Here is a 17,154-nt window from a genome sequence, read left to right as displayed (position 1 = left end):
GACAGGAAGGACTAGCCCCATGGCTAAGCTCACCAACGACGAGCTCATTGAAGCTTTCAAGGAAATGACCCTCATCGAGCTCTCCGAGTTCGTGAAGCAGTTCGAAGAGGTCTTCGACGTGACCGCTGCTGCCCCCGTTGCCGTTGCCGCTGCTGGCGGCGCTGCCGGTGGCGATGCCCCCGCCGCTGAGGAGAAGGACGAATTCGACGTCATCCTCGAATCGGTCGGTTCGGCCAAGATCGCCGTCATCAAGGAGGTGCGCGCTCTCACGGGTCTCGGCCTCAAGGAGGCGAAGGACCTCGTTGATGGCGCTCCGAAGCCGGTTCTCGAGGCTGCCTCGAAGGAAGACGCCGAGAAGGCCAAGGAGCAGCTCGAGGGCGCTGGCGCGACCGTCACCCTCAAGTGATTTTGGCGCTCTAAGCGCACTTCATTGCCGAGAAGGTCGTCCCGATTGGGGCGGCCTTTTCGCTACCTCTCTGCTGGTGTGAGGCGCCTCTCAATAGCACTTGGTATGGTGTGCGACGTTCCTGACCCCACTCCCGCGAGGACCTATTATGACGCACACACGCCCCATACTTACCCGCGTCGCGAGTGGCGTAACCGCACTTCTTTTCGCTGCCTCGCTTGCGGGTTGCGGTGCACTCAGCAGCGCGGGCTCAAAGGAACGCGAAAGCGCATCGCCTTCCGCCACCACTTCAGCTTCGAGCGGTGAGACGTCTGGCCCGGGCGATAGTGAGTCCACTGGCGAGGCGAGCGACGCGGCGAGCCCGACGCCGAGCACCGATACTTCCGCTTCGCCCGGTTCCGAGGAAACGACCCCGGCAGCCAAGGGGGAGGAGCAGCCAGCAGGCGAACCAGATGCTCCGGCAACCTGGCTCGCGAACACCCCGTACGTTCCCCTTGAGGGCATCGACAGCGTGAGCGTCGAAGGCGTGCATGGAGGCTCTCCCTCCGGAAACACCTTTACGTTGAGTTTCACGTTCGACCACCCGAATGCTTCGCAAGGGTGTAAGGACGCCGTGACCGCACTCAATGAGGCTGAGATTCCCATCCAACAAATGTCGGTGGCGAAATACGAAGGAAGTTTCAAGGCAATCGATCCTTCGTTGGCGGACCCAACGATCCAGGCAGCTGCGGTGCGCAGCAATGAGGATTTCAACCTCATGGACAAGTACAACGACATTCTCGCCCAATGTGCGAATACCCCCGGAGAGCCAAAAGCGGTCGTCGAAAAGCTTCCCGATCACGAGGGCATCCATGTTCAGCTTGGAAACGCAGATTTGATCATCGCAGGCAAATCTCACGGCAACCGCCACATTTGGATGATCCTCGCGAACGTCGATCCCGCACAGGCAAAGACGTACATGGACGCCCAAATCGACCTGTTCAACCGTTCCGTGGCAAACGCCACCTGATAGTCTCCAGGAGCGCTCATGACCCGTCCAACCTCGACTGTTCCCCTGTTCCGCCCGCGCACGTGGGTTTCGGGCCTCGCCGCACTTGCCCTTGTGGGCGCTCTGGGCGGGTGCGGCGCGCTCAGTGCGAGGGAACAGGAAAAGTCCGACGCTTCCTCCACTTCCGCTGACTCTTCGGCGGGCGCAGAAAACCCCGGTTCCTCCAGCAGGGGCGGAACGGGCAAGGCCCCAGCCGGGAGACCCGGTGAGCAAGAGACGGGAGACGTGAACGATCCCGCGACGTGGATTCTGAGGCCCGAAAACACTTTCATCGATGGCGTCGACGATTACGACCTCAAGACCTCGATTGAAGACTCAAGCGATCGAGACTTCACTCTGCAATTTGCACTCGGAGACGAAGCCGCACAGATCCCTGAGTGCGCCGAAGTTTCGCAGAAAATTGACAGCTTTCACGGCACAATCGCTCAAGGTGCGGTCGCGACGTATAAGGGTGACATCGATCCTGTGACACCCGGTGAGGACGTGAAAATCAATGCCGCAGCGGTCATCCTTGACGAGGAGACTGACGTGATGACGCTTTATAGCGAGGCGGCGAAAGCGTGCGGCGATATCGGCGGGAAATTTGACGTGAGCGTCGAGCAGGTCTATGACCTTGACGTTGTTCATATCGAGGCCGTTGGCAAACACTTTTACATAGGCGGGCGCTCCGCCGGCAAAGCGCAACTATTCCTCTATGTTCAGGGCGTCGAAGAATCCCAAGCGGTCGCCTTCATCAAGGCTCAGGTGGACCTTTTCGACCGATCAGTGGGCTCTGCCGGGTAGGTACGTGACGTGCCGACTTTGGGTGCGCGGGAAAAGATGCTCAAACTGCGCCCACGAGCGTCCTGTTGAGCTCGCAGCCGTCGGACCAAGAGTCTCCCGAAGAGCCGTTGGGTGAGCCCCCGTCAAGTGGCTTCTCACGCCAGAGGATGCGGGCGAGTTGATGATCCTTACCGAGGTCGAGATTAAGGCGGCGCGGCCAACTGATAAGCAAGCAACTTTCCCTATTGAAATCTCCGACCCGGGCTACTTTGATTCCGGCTATCGAAAAGAATGCAAAGCGGCGGTGGAAGCGATGCAGGCGCCGCAAACGGGCGTGCACATAGGCGTGACGGCTGAGAATGCGATAGACCTCGACTGTCAAGAGAGTATGGGTGAACCCCGAAGGCTCGGGTCATCGCGTTCCAGACCGACGAGGACGCGAGCATCATGGAGGTCTTTCGCGTCCAGTGGGGAAGTTCCGACGAGCGAGGGGATAGGCCGAGCTTCTACGAATGCATCACCCCGGCGGCGAAGATTTCGACACGTATGTGTACATGCACTTTTCCGATGCTGAAGATATGCATGTGACCTCCTACATCGGCGTGGTGTCCCAAGGAAAGAGCCATATTCTCATTCGGGCCGAGAGCATCGACGCTCCGGGCAGTGCTCCGTTCATCAAAGCGCAGATCGAAAAACTAAAGCGTGAAGCGGCGTAAGGAACCCCGCACGTGCATCCGGGCGAAATGTTCCACCGAGGCGAGGTGCGCGGTTGTCGAGTCGATACGACTTGCCCGCGCGGGACGGTTCGACTGCTGACGTGACCACAGTCTCGCCAGTTTTTTCTTTCGAGGTCTTGAGGGTGCAGCCGCTCTCGCATACTCTTGAAACTTAGCGCCCGTGTTTCGTGCGCCCTTTTTCAACTCATTCGACTCATATAGCGGGGTTGGTCGTGATTGAGGGCGCGAAGCACATCGAGTCTATCGAAGCGTGTACGAGTCCTCATCCCGTGGAAGGATTACCCTTGGCTGCCTCGAGCACCGATTCTCACACCACCGCACTGCGCACCGCCTCGCCCCGCGTCACCTTCGCGAAGCTTGGCGACCCACTCGAAGTTCCGGACCTTCTCTCGCTGCAAACAAGCTCGTTCGACTGGCTACTCGGCAACGAGCGCTGGCAAGAGCGCGCCGCTGAAGCGGAAGCAGCTGGCCGCGAAGACGTCCCGCAAACCTCCGGCCTCGCCGACATTTTCGAAGAGATCTCTCCGATCGAGGATCTCGGTGGCAACATGTCGCTGTCCTTTAGGAACCACTCCTTCGAAGAGCCGAACTACTCGGTTGAGGAGTGCAAGGAAAAGGACCTCACCTACGCCGCGCCGCTGTACGTCACGGCGGAATTCATGAACAACGACACCGGCGAGATCAAGACCCAGACGGTCTTCATGGGTGACTTCCCGCTCATGACCGAAAAGGGCACGTTCATTATCAACGGCACCGAGCGTGTCGTCGTGTCGCAGCTCGTGCGTTCGCCCGGCGTGTATTTCGAAGAGAGCATCGACAAGACGAGCGATAAGCACGTCTTCAGCGCTAAGGTCATTCCCTCGCGCGGTGCATGGCTCGAGTTCGAGGTTGACAAGCGCGATCAGGTTGGCGTGCGCATCGACCGCAAGCGCAAGCAGTCCGTGACGACGCTCCTTCAGGCTCTCGGCATGTCCAAGAGCGACATCCTCGAAGAGTTTGGCGAATTCGAATCGATGCGCGCCACGCTCGAGAAGGACAAGATTGAGTCGCAGGACGAGGCGCTCATGGATATCTACCGCAAGCAGCGCCCGGGCGAGCCGCCCAGCCGCGATGCCGGCGAGACGATGCTCAACAACCTCTACTTCAACGACAAGCGTTACGACCTCGCGAAGGTTGGTCGCTACAAGATCAACAAGAAGCTTGGTCTCGAAGGTCCGCTCAGCGAAAGCGTGCTCAACCTCGAGGACGTCATCGCGACGATCAAGTACATCGTTGCGCTCCACGCAGGCATGGACAGCATGGAGAACAGCTTCGGTACCGAGATTCGCGTCGAGACCGACGATATCGACCACTTCGGCAACCGTCGCATCCGTGCTGTGGGTGAGCTCATTCAGAACCAGGTACGCACGGGCCTTTCGCGCATGGAGCGCGTCGTGCGCGAGCGCATGACGACCCAGGACGTCGAAGCGATCACGCCGCTCACGCTCATCAACATCCGCCCTGTGACCGCGGCGATCAAGGAGTTCTTCGGAACGTCGCAGCTCTCGCAGTTCATGGACCAGAACAACCCACTTTCGGGCCTGACCCACAAGCGCCGCCTCTCGGCGCTCGGCCCGGGTGGTCTCTCGCGCGACCGCGCGGGTATGGAAGTTCGTGACGTTCACCCGTCACACTACGGCCGCATGTGCCCGATCGAGACCCCCGAGGGTCCAAACATCGGCCTTATCGGCTCGCTCGCAACGTTCGCGCGCATCAACCCGTTCGGCTTCGTCGAGACCCCGTACCGCAAGGTTGAGGCTGGCGTCGTGACCGACGAGATCGTCTACCTCACGGCTGACGACGAAGACCGCCACATCATCGCCCAGGCGAACGCGAAGATTGATGAGAACGGCAAGTTCCTTGAGGAGCAGGTGCTCTCGCGTATGCCGGGCGGCGAGCCTGAACTCATTGACCCGAGCGACGTGACCTACATGGACGTCTCTGCGCGTCAGATGGTGTCGGTTGCGACCGCGATGATTCCGTTCCTCGAGCACGACGATGCCAACCGTGCGCTCATGGGATCGAACATGCAGCGCCAGGCCGTTCCGCTTCTGCGCACCGAGATGCCGCTCGTTGGCACCGGCATGGAGCGCCGTGCGGCTGTCGATGCCGGCGACGTCGTCGTTGCGGAGAAGGCCGGTGTGATCACCGAGCTTTCTGCCGACCTCATCACGGTTGCTGCGGACGACGGCACGAACCAGACATACCGCATCGATAAGTTCCAGCGTTCGAACGCCGGTAACTGCTACAACCACCGCGTGCTCTTCGACGAGGGCGATCGCGTCGAGGCGGGCTCGGTTCTCGCCGATGGCCCCTCGACCGACGACGGCGAGCTCTCGCTCGGCAAGAACCTTCTCGTGGCGTTCATGTCGTGGCACGGCCATAACTACGAGGACGGCATCATCCTCTCCTCGCGCCTCGTCCAGGATGACGTGCTCACGTCGATCCACATTGAGGAGCACGAGGTCGACGCCCGTGACACGAAGCTCGGTAAGGAAGAGATCACGCGCGACATCCCGAACGTAGGCGAAGATGTCCTCGCCGACCTCGATGAGCGCGGCATTATTCGCATCGGCGCCGAGGTTGTTCCCGGTGACATCCTCGTCGGCAAGGTCACCCCGAAGGGCGAGACCGAACTGACCCCGGAGGAGCGCCTCCTTCGCGCGATCTTCGGTGAGAAGGCACGCGAAGTACGCGACACTTCGCTGCGCGTTCCCCACGGCGAATCCGGCACCGTGATCGGAGTTCGTGTGTTCGACTCGGAAGAGGATTCCGATATTCTTCCGACCGGCGTCAACGAGATGGTGCGCGTGTACATTGCGCAGAAGCGTAAGATCACCGACGGCGACAAGCTCGCCGGCCGCCACGGCAACAAGGGTGTCATCGCGAAGATCCTGCCCGTCGAGGATATGCCGTTCCTCGAGGACGGTACCCCGATCGACATCATCCTCAACCCGATGGGCGTGCCGGGCCGTATGAATATCGGCCAGGTGATGGAAACCCACCTCGGCTGGGTCGCGAAATCTGGTTGGGATATCGAGGCATCGAACCCCGCCGCGAAAGACCTCCCGAAGGAAGCACTGCACGGCGAACCCGGCACCCCCGTTGCCGTTCCAGTGTTCGATGGTCTGAGCGATACCGAGCTCGGTGCCCTCGTCGAGAATTACACGCCGAACCGTGACGGTGATCGAATGATCCGCCCGAACGGCAAAGCGCGTCTGTTCGACGGCCGCTCCGGCGAGCCGTTCCCGCACGAGATCTCGGTCGGCTACATGTACATCCTCAAGCTGCACCACCTCGTTGACGACAAGCTTCACGCGCGTTCGACCGGCCCGTACTCGATGATCACCCAGCAGCCGCTCGGTGGTAAGGCGCAGTTCGGTGGCCAGCGCTTCGGCGAGATGGAGGTGTGGGCGCTCGAAGCCTACGGTGCCGCCTACGCTCTCCAGGAGCTCCTCACGATCAAGTCGGATGACATCACGGGACGCGTGAAGGTCTACGAGGCGATCGTCAAGGGCGACAACATTCCCGAACCGGGCATCCCCGAGTCGTTCCGCGTGCTCCTCAAGGAAATGCAGTCTCTGTGCCTGAACGTCGAAGTGCTCGGCGCCGACGGCCAGAACCTCGAGGTGCGCGACCGCGACGAGGACATCTTCCGCAGCGCGGAGGAACTTGGAATCAACCTGTCGAGCCGCCCGAACGAGGGCGCGATCAACATCGAAGAGGTCTGATCGATCATCGGGGGAGGGGCCGACGCTTGCCGAGCGACCGTCGGACCCTCTCGCCCCGGAGATCTCAGCCCCACTCATTCAGACCTTGACGACTTTCTAGACGAGAGAAGGACACACGTGCTCGACGTCAACCACTTTGACGAGCTCAAGATCGGCCTCGCCACGGCCGACGACATCCGTTCCTGGTCATTCGGGGAAGTAAAGAAGCCCGAAACCATCAACTATCGCACCCTCAAGCCCGAGATGGACGGCCTCTTCTGTGAGCGCATCTTCGGCCCGACCCGCGACTGGGAGTGCTACTGCGGCAAGTACAAGCGCGTGCGATTCAAGGGAATCGTGTGTGAGCGCTGTGGCGTGGAGGTCACCAAATCCTCCGTGCGCCGTGAGCGCATGGGACACATTGAGCTTGCCGCTCCCGTGACCCACATCTGGTACTTCAAGGGCGTGCCGAGCCGGCTCGGCTACCTGCTCGACCTTGCGCCGAAGGACCTCGAAAAGGTCATCTACTTCGCGGCATACATGATCACGAAGGTCGACGACGAGGCACGTCACGCCGACATGCCCGAGCTCCAGAGCCGCCACGACCTCGAGATTCGTGAACTCGAGAACGAGCGTGACGCCGCGATCAATGACCGCGCAGTCACGGCGGAAAAGGACCTCGCGCAGCTCGAGGAAGAAGGCGCGAAGGCCGACGCAAAACGCAAAGTTCGCGACTCCGCAGAGCGTGAGCAAGCCCAGATTCGCAAGAAGTACGACGCGGAGATCACGCGCGTGCAGAACGTGTGGGAGCGCTTCAAGAATCTCGAGGTTGCCGACCTCGAGGGCGATGAGCAGCTTTACCGTGCGATGAAGCTCCGCTACGGCCACTACTTCGAGGGCGGTATGGGTGCCGAGGCCGTGCAGCAGCGCCTGCTCGACTTCGACCTCGACTCGGAGGCGGAGAAGCTTCGCGATGTGATCGCGAACGGCAAGGGCCAGAGGAAAGCCCGTGCCCTCAAGCGCCTCAAGGTCGTGTCGGCGTTCCAGCAGACGACGAACTCGCCCGCGGGCATGGTGCTTGACTGCATCCCCGTCATTCCGCCGGATCTTCGCCCCATGGTGCAGCTCGACGGTGGCCGCTTCGCGACCTCCGACCTCAACGACCTCTACCGCCGCGTGATCAACCGCAACAACCGCCTCAAGCGCCTCATTGATCTCGGCGCTCCCGAGATCATCGTGAACAACGAAAAGCGCATGCTCCAGGAATCGGTGGACTCGCTGTTCGACAACGGCCGCCGCGGTCGTCCCGTGACGGGCCCCGGAAATCGCCCGCTCAAGTCGCTTTCCGACATGCTCAAGGGCAAGCAGGGCCGCTTCCGTGCGAACCTGCTCGGTAAGCGCGTGGACTACTCGGGCCGCTCGGTCATCGTGAACGGTCCGGAACTTCACCTCCACCAGTGTGGCCTCCCGAAGGGGATGGCGCTCGAGCTGTTCAAGCCGTTCGTCATGAAGCGCCTCGTGGACCTCTCGCTCGCGCAGAACGTCAAGGCCGCCAAGCGCATGGTCGAGCGTTCGCGCCCAGAAGTGTGGGACGTCCTCGAAGAGGTCATCACCGAGCATCCCGTGCTGCTCAACCGTGCACCTACGCTCCACCGCCTCGGTATTCAGGCGTTTGAGCCGAAGCTCGTCGAAGGTAAGGCCATTCACTTGCACCCGCTCGTGTGTGGCGCCTTCAACGCCGACTTCGACGGTGACCAGATGGCTGTGCACCTCCCGCTTTCGCCCGAGGCGCAGGCTGAGGCGCGCATCCTCATGCTCTCCTCGAACAACATTCTCAAGCCTTCGGACGGCCGTCCCGTGACGATGCCCGCGCAGGACATGGTCATCGGCCTCTACCACCTGACAACTCCGAAGCCCGAAGCGCTCGGCCACGGCCGCACGTTCTCCTCGATTGCCGAGGCGATCATGGCCTACGACAACAACGAGGTCGATCTGAACGCACCGATCAACGTGCGCTTCACCGATGTTGTGCCGCCGTCGGACTGGAAGGCTCCCGAGGGCTGGAGCGAGGGTGACCCGATCACGCTCGAAACCACGCTCGGTGCCTACTACTTCAACGAGACCCTCCCCGAGGATTTCCCGTACGTTGAAGGCCAGGTCGGCAAGAAGCGTCTCGGTGGGATTGTCAATGCGCTCGCCGAGCGCTACGACAAGGGTCAGGTTTCGGCCTCGCTCGACGCGCTCAAGTCGTACGGCTTCTCGTGGTCGACCTATTCGGGTGTGACGTTCGCGTTCAGCGACGTCGTTGCTCCGCCGAACAAGGCCGAGATCATCCAGAAGTACGAGGCGAAGGCCGCACAGGTCGAGGAGAACCGCGACCTCGGTCTCGTGTCAGAGGCTGAGCGCAGCAGCGAGCTCATCGATATTTGGACCGAGGCGACCAACGAGGTTGCCGAGGCGATGAAGGCGAACTTCCCGCTCGACAACACCATTTATCGCATGGTTCACTCGGGCGCTCGCGGTAACTGGATGCAGATCCGTCAGATCGCCGGTATGCGTGGTCTCGTGAACAACCCGAAGGGCGAGATCATTCCTCGCCCGATCCTCTCGAACTATCGCGAGGGTCTTTCGGTGCTCGAGTACTTCATCGCGTCGCACGGTTCGCGTAAGGGCCTTGCCGATACCGCGCTTAAGACCGCGCAGTCGGGTTACCTGACGCGTCGTCTCGTGGATGTTTCCCAGGATGTCATCGTCCGCGAGGGCGATTGTGGAACCTCCAAGGGATTCACAATGGCGATCGGCCAGGAGGACATCGACGGCACCATCGTTCCCGCCGACAACGTCGAGATCACGGCCTACGGTCGTACCCTCGCGCAGGACGTCGCTGGCGAAGACGGCACCGTACTGGCCTCCGCCGGCGAGGACGTCGGTGACGTGCTCATCGAGAAGCTCATTGCCGCGGGTGTCACCGAGGTCAAGGTTCGCTCGGTACTCACGTGTGACTCCGCCGTGGGGACGTGTGCGCAGTGCTACGGGCGCTCGCTCGCAACCGGCCAGCTCGTTGACATCGGCGAGGCCGTCGGCATCGTCGCAGCCCAGTCGATCGGCGAGCCCGGTACCCAGCTCACGATGCGTACCTTCCACTCCGGCGGTGTCGCTTCGGCAGAGGGCGACATCACGCACGGTCTTCCGCGTGTGCAGGAGCTCTTCGAAGCTCGCACCCCGGCTGGCTTCGCTCCGATCACCGAGATTGCGGGCCGCGTGAGCATCGACGAGACCGACAAGCAGCGCAAGCTCACCGTCACCCCTGATGACGGCAGCGAGCCCGTGACCTACACGCTCTCGCGCCGCGTGAGCCCGCTTGTGTTTGACGGCGACCACGTCGAGGTTGGCCAGCAGCTCTCGCCAGGCTCTGTGGACCCGAAGCAGGTGCTTCGCATCCTCGGCCCGCGCGCCGTGCAAAAGCACCTCGTGGACGAAGTTCAGAAGGTGTACGTGAGCCAGGGTGTGGACATTCACGCGAAGCACATCGAGGTCATCGTGCGTCAGATGCTGCGCCGCGTGACTATCGTGGCCTCGGGTGACACGAAGCTCCTCCCGGGCGATCTCGTGGAGAACGCCGCGTTCATCGAAGCGAACCGTGCTGTCCTTGCCGAAGGTGGGGAGCCTGCACAGGGTCGCCCCGAGCTTATGGGCATCACCAAGGCGTCGCTTGCGACCGAATCGTGGCTTTCAGCTGCGTCGTTCCAGGAGACAACTCGAGTGCTCACCGAGGCTGCGCTCAGCTCGAAGAGTGACAAGCTCATGGGTCTCAAGGAGAACGTCATCATCGGTAAGCTCATCCCCGCGGGCACGGGCCTTCCCCGCTTCCGCAACTTCGATGTGGAGCCGACTGACGAGGCCAAGGCGCAGATGTACACGGTTCCCGGTTATGACGACTTCGGTCTCGCCGACTTCAGCGGCGCCGGTTCCAATCTGAACCTCGACGACTTCAGCTACTCGGATCCGTTCAACACGGACTTCCACTGATTCGCCACTGAGGCTCGCGCCCAAGGCGCCCAACTGGAGGGCCGATTTTCCCCGCGTGGGAGAATCGGCCCTCCGTCGTGTCGCAACCGGGAAAAGCATGCGCCGCTGTGCGTGCCACGCGCGTGAAGTGATGTCGTTCCCAAGCGTGCGATAGCCCTGTGAAGCACGCCGCGACGAACGTCAAGCAATGGCAAAGTCGCGGTTTTTCTTGCCTTAAGGGTTGGTTTTGGGCGCCCGAATGCAAAGAAGAGCGCGCCAAGATGGACACATCCGAAACTCGCACTCGCGCCACCCGCGCGCGACACTTCCCGTGCACTCGTCAATGCGAAGGAAACTCGTGAAGAAGAAGACTCCGATCATTGCCGCAGCCGCCCTCGCGACCGTTTTTGCGGGCGGTGGAGGTGGCGCTGCCTACGCGATGTCGAGCGAGGTGACCGTGAACGCCTACGGTCGCGTGGCAACTTTCCGCACTTTCGATTCGCAGGTATCCGACATCCTTCAGGCGCACGGCGTGGATGTTACCCACACCGATCTCGTCAAGCCCGGCCTTGGCGAAACAATCGACTCGGGTGACAAGATCGTCGTCGTTGAGCGTAGCGAGGTCAAGATCAACGTGGACGGTGACGAGAAGACCGTTCTCGTGGATGGCGACACCGTTGCTGACGCACTCGAGAAAGCTGGAGTGAATGTCGAGGGTGCTGAGATTAGCCCCGCGCCCGAAACCAAGCTCGAGGAGCTCGACGGCGCCGTGAACGTCACGAGCGCTAAGGACATCACCGTGACCGGCATGAACGGTTCCTGGGTTGCGGAGGGTACGACTACTCGCACGGTGCAGGACCTTCTCGATAAGTATTTCGCCGATTCGGTCGATGCCGATGACGAGGTCACGCCCGCTCGTGACACGGTGCTCAAGGACGGCGACACCATTCACCTTGTGCGCCACAATTCCGAGGAGAAGACGGAAAAGGTGGCGATCGACTACGAGACCGAGACCCGTGAGGATGACTCGATCTACGAAGGCGAAACACGCGTGGTCACGAAGGGTGAAAAGGGCGAAAAGACGATCATCAAGAAAATCACGACCACTGATGGCAAGGCCGTGGGCGAAGAGGTCGTGAAAGAAGAAGTCACGAAAGAACCGGTCAAGCAGGTCGTGGCAAAGGGAACGAAGAAGCGCGAGAATTCTGCTTCTGGAGAGAATGAATCCGCGGATAAAAACGAGGGCGAGTCCAAGAGGTCGAACGACGGGAAAAAGTCGGGCGGCAACGAGTCGAATGATAAGGCCGCAAACAAATCCGAGTCCCAGGGGGGCAAGGCTGTGAGTGGCGTGCGCTCGTGCGGCGCGTCGTTCTACGGTAACGGCGATGGAACTGACGGCGGCCCCACTGCGAGCGGCGAGCGTTTCAATACGCACGCGTACACCGCAGCGCACAAGAGTCTCCCGTTCGGCACGCGCGTGCGTGTCACCAACAAGGCAAACGGTCGCAGCGTTGTTGTACGCATTAACGACCGTGGACCCTACGTGGGGGGTCGCTGCCTTGACCTCTCCTATGCGGCGATGAAGAGCATCGGCGGCGTGAGCTCCGGTGTGGCGCGCGTCGACTGGCAGATTGTCGAGTAGGTCATCACTCGTGCAATTCGGGCCGACGGTACTGCGCAACCGTCGGCCCGTTTTCTTTGATGTTGCCTGCGCGACACCTCAAAGTATCCGAGCATGTGATGTACAACGAACTATGCTCACCCCTTTGACCGAAATAAATCGCGCAACGTAGACTGAGGAACTGTGCCTGGGTGCCCTATGCCCTCTCGCGGTATCGCTTAGTGCGAGTGCAATGAGCGGGGGTACGGTACTTCAGCCACCGGGCCTCATCCGAGGCTCGTGCGGGTCGAGATCGACACACCCGAACGCGGGGGTCGGTCTTGGGTCGCGGCCCACTCCACGCCCGTGGAACCGGTGCTTCGGCGCCTGTGGGCAAAGAAGGTGATCTGGCCGCGTGAAGAGCGCGGCTAGCGACAGAAAGAGAACAAGTGCCTACTATTCAGCAGTTGGTGCGCAAGGGTCGCCAGGACAAGCCTGTCGCCTCGAGCACGCCCGCGCTCAAGGGCTCGCCCCAGCGCCGCGGCGTGTGCACCCGTGTGTACACCACCACTCCCAAAAAGCCGAACTCGGCGCTCCGCAAGATCGCGCGCGTTCGCCTCTCCTCCGGTGTCGAAGTTACGGCCTACATTCCCGGTGAAGGCCACAACCTCCAGGAGCACTCGATCGTCCTCGTTCGCGGCGGCCGTGTGAAGGACCTCCCGGGCGTCCGCTACAAGGTCGTTCGTGGTTCGCTCGATACCCAGGCCGTGAAGGGCCGCCAGCAGGCGCGTTCGCGGTACGGCGCGAAGAAGGAGAAGAAGTAATGCCACGTAAAGGTGCAGCTCCCAAGCGTCAGCTCGTGGTCGACCCGGTTTACGGCTCGCCCATCGTCACTCAGCTCATCAACAAGGTCCTCCTCGACGGTAAGAAGACCGTCGCCGAGCGCATCGTTTACGGTGCGCTCGAGGGCTGCCGTGAAAAGAACGGTCAGGACCCGGTTGCGACCCTCAAGAAGGCTCTGGACAACATTCGCCCTTCGCTCGAGGTTCGCTCCCGCCGCGTTGGTGGCGCCACCTATCAGGTGCCCGTCGAGGTGCGTGCCGGTCGTTCGACGACCCTCGCGCTGCGCTGGCTCGTCGGTTACTCGCGTGCTCGCCGTGAGCACACGATGACCGAGCGTCTGATGAACGAGATCCTCGACGCTTCGAACGGCCTCGGTGCCGCTGTGAAGCGCCGCGAAGACACCCACAAGATGGCGGAGTCCAACAAGGCCTTCGCTCACTACCGCTGGTAATCGCCGGCGGTCCTCGAACCGAAGCGCAGAAAGGCATAGCCCGTGGCACTTGCAGTGCTTAAGGACCTCAAGAAGGTTCGCAACATCGGCATCATGGCTCACATCGATGCTGGTAAGACCACCACTACCGAGCGCATCCTGTACTACACCGGCGTCAACTACAAGCTTGGCGAAACCCACGATGGTGCCGGCACCATGGACTGGATGGAGCAGGAAAAGGAACGCGGTATCACCATCACGTCCGCGGCGACGACCTGCTACTGGCACGACAACCAGATCAACATCATCGACACGCCCGGCCACGTCGACTTCACCGTTGAGGTGGAGCGCTCGCTGCGCGTTCTCGACGGTGCCGTTGCCGTGTTCGACGGCAAGGAAGGTGTCGAGCCGCAGTCGGAGACCGTGTGGCGCCAGGCCGATAAGTACAACGTGCCGCGCATCTGCTTCGTCAACAAGATGGACAAGATGGGTGCGGACTTCTTCTTCACCGTCGGCACCATTGTTGACCGCCTCAAGGCAAAGCCGCTCGTCATGCAGGTGCCGATTGGTGCCGAGGCCGACTTCCGCGGCGTTATCGATCTCCTCGAGATGAAGGCCTACGAATGGCCGGAAGCATTCGAAGAGGACGCCCCTGAGTTCAACAAGAAGAAGGGCGATGCCGCGCTCGGTCAGTTCCAGAAGGAAATTCCGATTCCGGAAGACCTTCAGGCCAAGGCTGAGGAGTATCGCGAGAAGCTCGTTGAGGACGTCGCCGAGGCGACCGAAGAGCTCATGGAAAAATACCTCGAAGAAGGCGACCTCTCGATTGAGGACCTTAAGAAGGGCATCCGTGAGCTCACGATCAACTCGCAGGCGTACCCGGTGTTCTGTGGTTCGGCATTCAAGAACAAGGGCGTGCAGCCCATGCTCAATGCCGTGATCGACTTCCTCCCGTCGCCGCTCGACGTTCCACCGATGATCGGTCATGACGTCAACGACGAGGAGAAGGAGCTCACCCGTAAGCCCTCGACGGACGAGCCGTTCTCGGCGCTTGCCTTCAAGGTGGCGTCGCACCCGTTCTTCGGTTCGCTTACCTATGTGCGCGTGTACTCCGGCCACGTCGAGACCGGTGCTCAGGTGCTCAACGCCAACACGGGCAAGAAAGAGCGCGTCGGCAAGCTTTTCCAGATGCACTCCAACCAGGAGAACCCCGTCGAGGAGGCGTTCGCCGGGCACATCTACGCGTTCATCGGCCTCAAGGACACGACCACGGGCGACACGCTGTGCGATGCGCAGCACCCGATCGCTCTCGAGTCGATGTCCTTCCCCGAGCCCGTGATCTCGATGGCTATCGAGCCGAAGACCAAGGGCGACCAGGAGAAGCTCGGTATCGCTATTCAGCGCCTCGCGAAGGAAGACCCGACGTTCCAGGTTCAGCTTGACGAGGAAACTGGCCAGACGGTCATCAGAGGCATGGGCGAGCTCCAGCTCGACGTGCTCGTGGATCGTATGCGCCGTGAGTTCAAGGTCGAGGCCAACGTGGGCTCACCGCAGGTGGCCTACCGCGAGTCGATCAAGAAGACCGTTGAGAAGTTCGATTACACCCACAAGAAGCAGACCGGCGGTTCCGGTCAGTTCGGTAAGGTTCAGATCACGTACGAGCCCCTTACCGACGCCGAAGACGGCGTGTTCTACGAATTCGAAAACCTCGTCACCGGTGGCCGTATCCCGCGCGAATACATCCCGAGTGTTGACGCGGGTATTCAGGATGCGCTTCAGTCCGGCGTTCTCGCCGGTTACCCGGTGGTGAACGTCAAGGCATCGCTTATCGACGGTGCTTACCACGACGTGGACTCCTCGGAAATGGCGTTCAAGATCGCCGGTTCGATGGCGACGCGTGAGGCACTCAAGAAGGCCCACCCGATCCTCCTCGAGCCGATCATGAACGTTGAGGTTCGTACTCCCGAGGAGTACATGGGAGATGTCATCGGCGACCTGAACAAGCGACGCGGTTCAGTTTCGTCGATGGAGGACGCGAGCGGTGTGAAGATTATCCGTGCTCTCGTCCCGCTGTCCGAAATGTTCGGGTACATTGGCGATCTGCGTTCTTTCACGCAGGGCCGCGCGATGTACACGATGCAGTTCGACAGCTACGCGGAGGTCCCGAAGAACATTTCGGAAGAGATCATCGCGAAGACGCGGGGCGAGTAAGCCTTATGAGGATTAGCGGGTAGAGTGGATCTGTTCGCTAGTTCTCGGACCGCTCGGGTTGTCCCCTTCGGGGCACCCCACCCGTTCTAAAGAAGTACACCCAACCAAAAGTCCTAGGAGGACACACTATGGCTAAGGCCAAGTTCGAGCGTAGCAAGCCGCACGTCAACATCGGCACCATCGGTCACGTTGACCACGGCAAGACCACGCTTACCGCTGCCATCTCGAAGGTTCTGTACGATCAGTACCCCGACCTCAACGAGCAGCGTAACTTCGATACGATCGACAACGCCCCTGAGGAAAAGCAGCGCGGCATTACGATCAACATCTCCCACATCGAGTACCAGACCGACAAGCGTCACTACGCTCACGTTGACGCTCCCGGCCACGCCGACTACATCAAGAACATGATTACCGGCGCTGCTCAGATGGACGGCGCAATCCTCGTGGTTGCCGCTACCGACGGCCCCATGGCGCAGACCCGCGAGCACGTTCTTCTCGCTCGCCAGGTTGGCGTTCCCTACCTCCTCGTTGCACTCAATAAGTGCGACATGGTCGACGATGAGGAAATCCTCGAGCTCGTCGAGATGGAGGTTCGCGAGCTTCTCGCTTCGCAGGAATTCGACGAGGACGCCCCCGTTGTCCGCGTTTCGGCGTTCAAGGCGCTCGAGGGCGACGAGAAGTGGGTTAAGTCGGTTCAGGACCTCATGGCCGCTGTCGACGAGTCGATCCCGGATCCGGTTCGTGACATGGACAAGCCGTTCCTCATGCCTATCGAGGACGTCTTCACCATTACCGGCCGTGGCACCGTTGTGACCGGTAAGGTCGAGCGTGGCAAGCTTGCCATCAACTCGGAGGTTGAGATCGTGGGTATCCGCGAGGCTCAGAAGACCACCGTTACCGGTATCGAGATGTTCCACAAGCAGATGGACGAGGCTTGGGCAGGCGAGAACTGTGGTCTCCTTCTCCGTGGTACCAAGCGTGAAGACGTGGAGCGCGGCCAGGTTGTCGTGAAGCCGGGTTCGATCACCCCGCACACCGACTTCGAGGGCCAGGTCTACATCCTTTCGAAGGACGAGGGGGGCCGCCACAACCCGTTCTACTCGAACTACCGCCCGCAGTTCTACTTCCGCACCACCGACGTGACCGGCGTGATCACCCTTCCCGAGGGCACCGAGATGGTCATGCCTGGCGACTCGACCGAGATGACCGTTGAGCTCATCCAGCCGATCGCTATGGAAGAGGGCCTCGGCTTCGCTATCCGTGAGGGTGGCCGCACCGTTGGCTCGGGCCGCGTCACCAAGATCATCAAGTGATCTGACGCTGCATAGCCTGCAGAGTTAAAGAAAAGCGCCCCGGA

General features: G+C 61.0%; 11 protein-coding genes. All 11 read left to right on the top strand.

Features of this window, described 5'->3' with window-relative positions; all coding sequences use genetic code 11:
* Window positions 1-19: 19 nt before the first annotated feature.
* Window positions 20-406, top strand: a complete 387-nt coding sequence (gene rplL / locus M3B90_RS06690) for a 50S ribosomal protein L7/L12 (RefSeq protein WP_259889252.1) — start codon at window positions 20-22, stop codon at window positions 404-406.
* 148 nt (window positions 407-554) lie between these two features.
* Complete coding sequence (locus M3B90_RS06685; protein ID WP_259889251.1) at window positions 555-1,415, top strand: hypothetical protein; 861 nt, start codon at window positions 555-557, stop codon at window positions 1,413-1,415.
* Between the two features lie 18 nt (window positions 1,416-1,433).
* On the top strand, window positions 1,434-2,237 hold the full coding sequence (locus M3B90_RS06680; protein WP_259889250.1) for a hypothetical protein: 804 nt from the start codon (window positions 1,434-1,436) through the stop codon (window positions 2,235-2,237).
* 491 nt (window positions 2,238-2,728) lie between these two features.
* Window positions 2,729-2,932, top strand: coding sequence for a hypothetical protein (locus tag M3B90_RS06675; RefSeq protein WP_259889248.1), 204 nt, complete (start codon window positions 2,729-2,731; stop codon window positions 2,930-2,932).
* 305 nt (window positions 2,933-3,237) lie between these two features.
* On the top strand, window positions 3,238-6,723 hold the full coding sequence (gene rpoB / locus M3B90_RS06670; RefSeq protein ID WP_259889247.1) for a DNA-directed RNA polymerase subunit beta: 3,486 nt from the start codon (window positions 3,238-3,240) through the stop codon (window positions 6,721-6,723).
* Window positions 6,724-6,840: 117 nt separating this feature from the next.
* Window positions 6,841-10,731 (top strand): DNA-directed RNA polymerase subunit beta', encoded by a 3,891-nt coding sequence (locus M3B90_RS06665; protein ID WP_259889246.1) that lies wholly within the window; start codon window positions 6,841-6,843, stop codon window positions 10,729-10,731.
* A gap of 337 nt (window positions 10,732-11,068) precedes the next feature.
* On the top strand, window positions 11,069-12,352 hold the full coding sequence (locus M3B90_RS06660) for a septal ring lytic transglycosylase RlpA family protein (protein ID WP_259889245.1): 1,284 nt from the start codon (window positions 11,069-11,071) through the stop codon (window positions 12,350-12,352).
* A 407-nt stretch (window positions 12,353-12,759) separates the two neighbouring features.
* Window positions 12,760-13,134: a 30S ribosomal protein S12 gene (gene rpsL / locus M3B90_RS06655; RefSeq protein ID WP_016664014.1), complete on the top strand. Its 375-nt coding sequence runs from the start codon at window positions 12,760-12,762 to the stop codon at window positions 13,132-13,134.
* Complete coding sequence (gene rpsG / locus M3B90_RS06650; protein WP_016664015.1) at window positions 13,134-13,604, top strand: 30S ribosomal protein S7; 471 nt, start codon at window positions 13,134-13,136, stop codon at window positions 13,602-13,604. The genes rpsL and rpsG overlap by 1 nt, the downstream gene beginning before the upstream one ends.
* Window positions 13,605-13,646: 42 nt before the next feature.
* Window positions 13,647-15,794, top strand: coding sequence for an elongation factor G (gene fusA / locus M3B90_RS06645; protein WP_259889243.1), 2,148 nt, complete (start codon window positions 13,647-13,649; stop codon window positions 15,792-15,794).
* A gap of 128 nt (window positions 15,795-15,922) precedes the next feature.
* Window positions 15,923-17,110, top strand: coding sequence for an elongation factor Tu (tuf, locus tag M3B90_RS06640; RefSeq protein WP_259889242.1), 1,188 nt, complete (start codon window positions 15,923-15,925; stop codon window positions 17,108-17,110).
* The last annotated feature ends 44 nt before the right edge of the window (window positions 17,111-17,154 follow it).

The organism is Dermabacter sp. p3-SID358, assembly GCF_025147465.1.
GTDB lineage: Bacteria > Actinomycetota > Actinomycetes > Actinomycetales > Dermabacteraceae > Dermabacter.
Note: the sequence above shows the minus strand (reverse complement) of the source record. Positions and strands in the feature narration are given on the sequence as shown.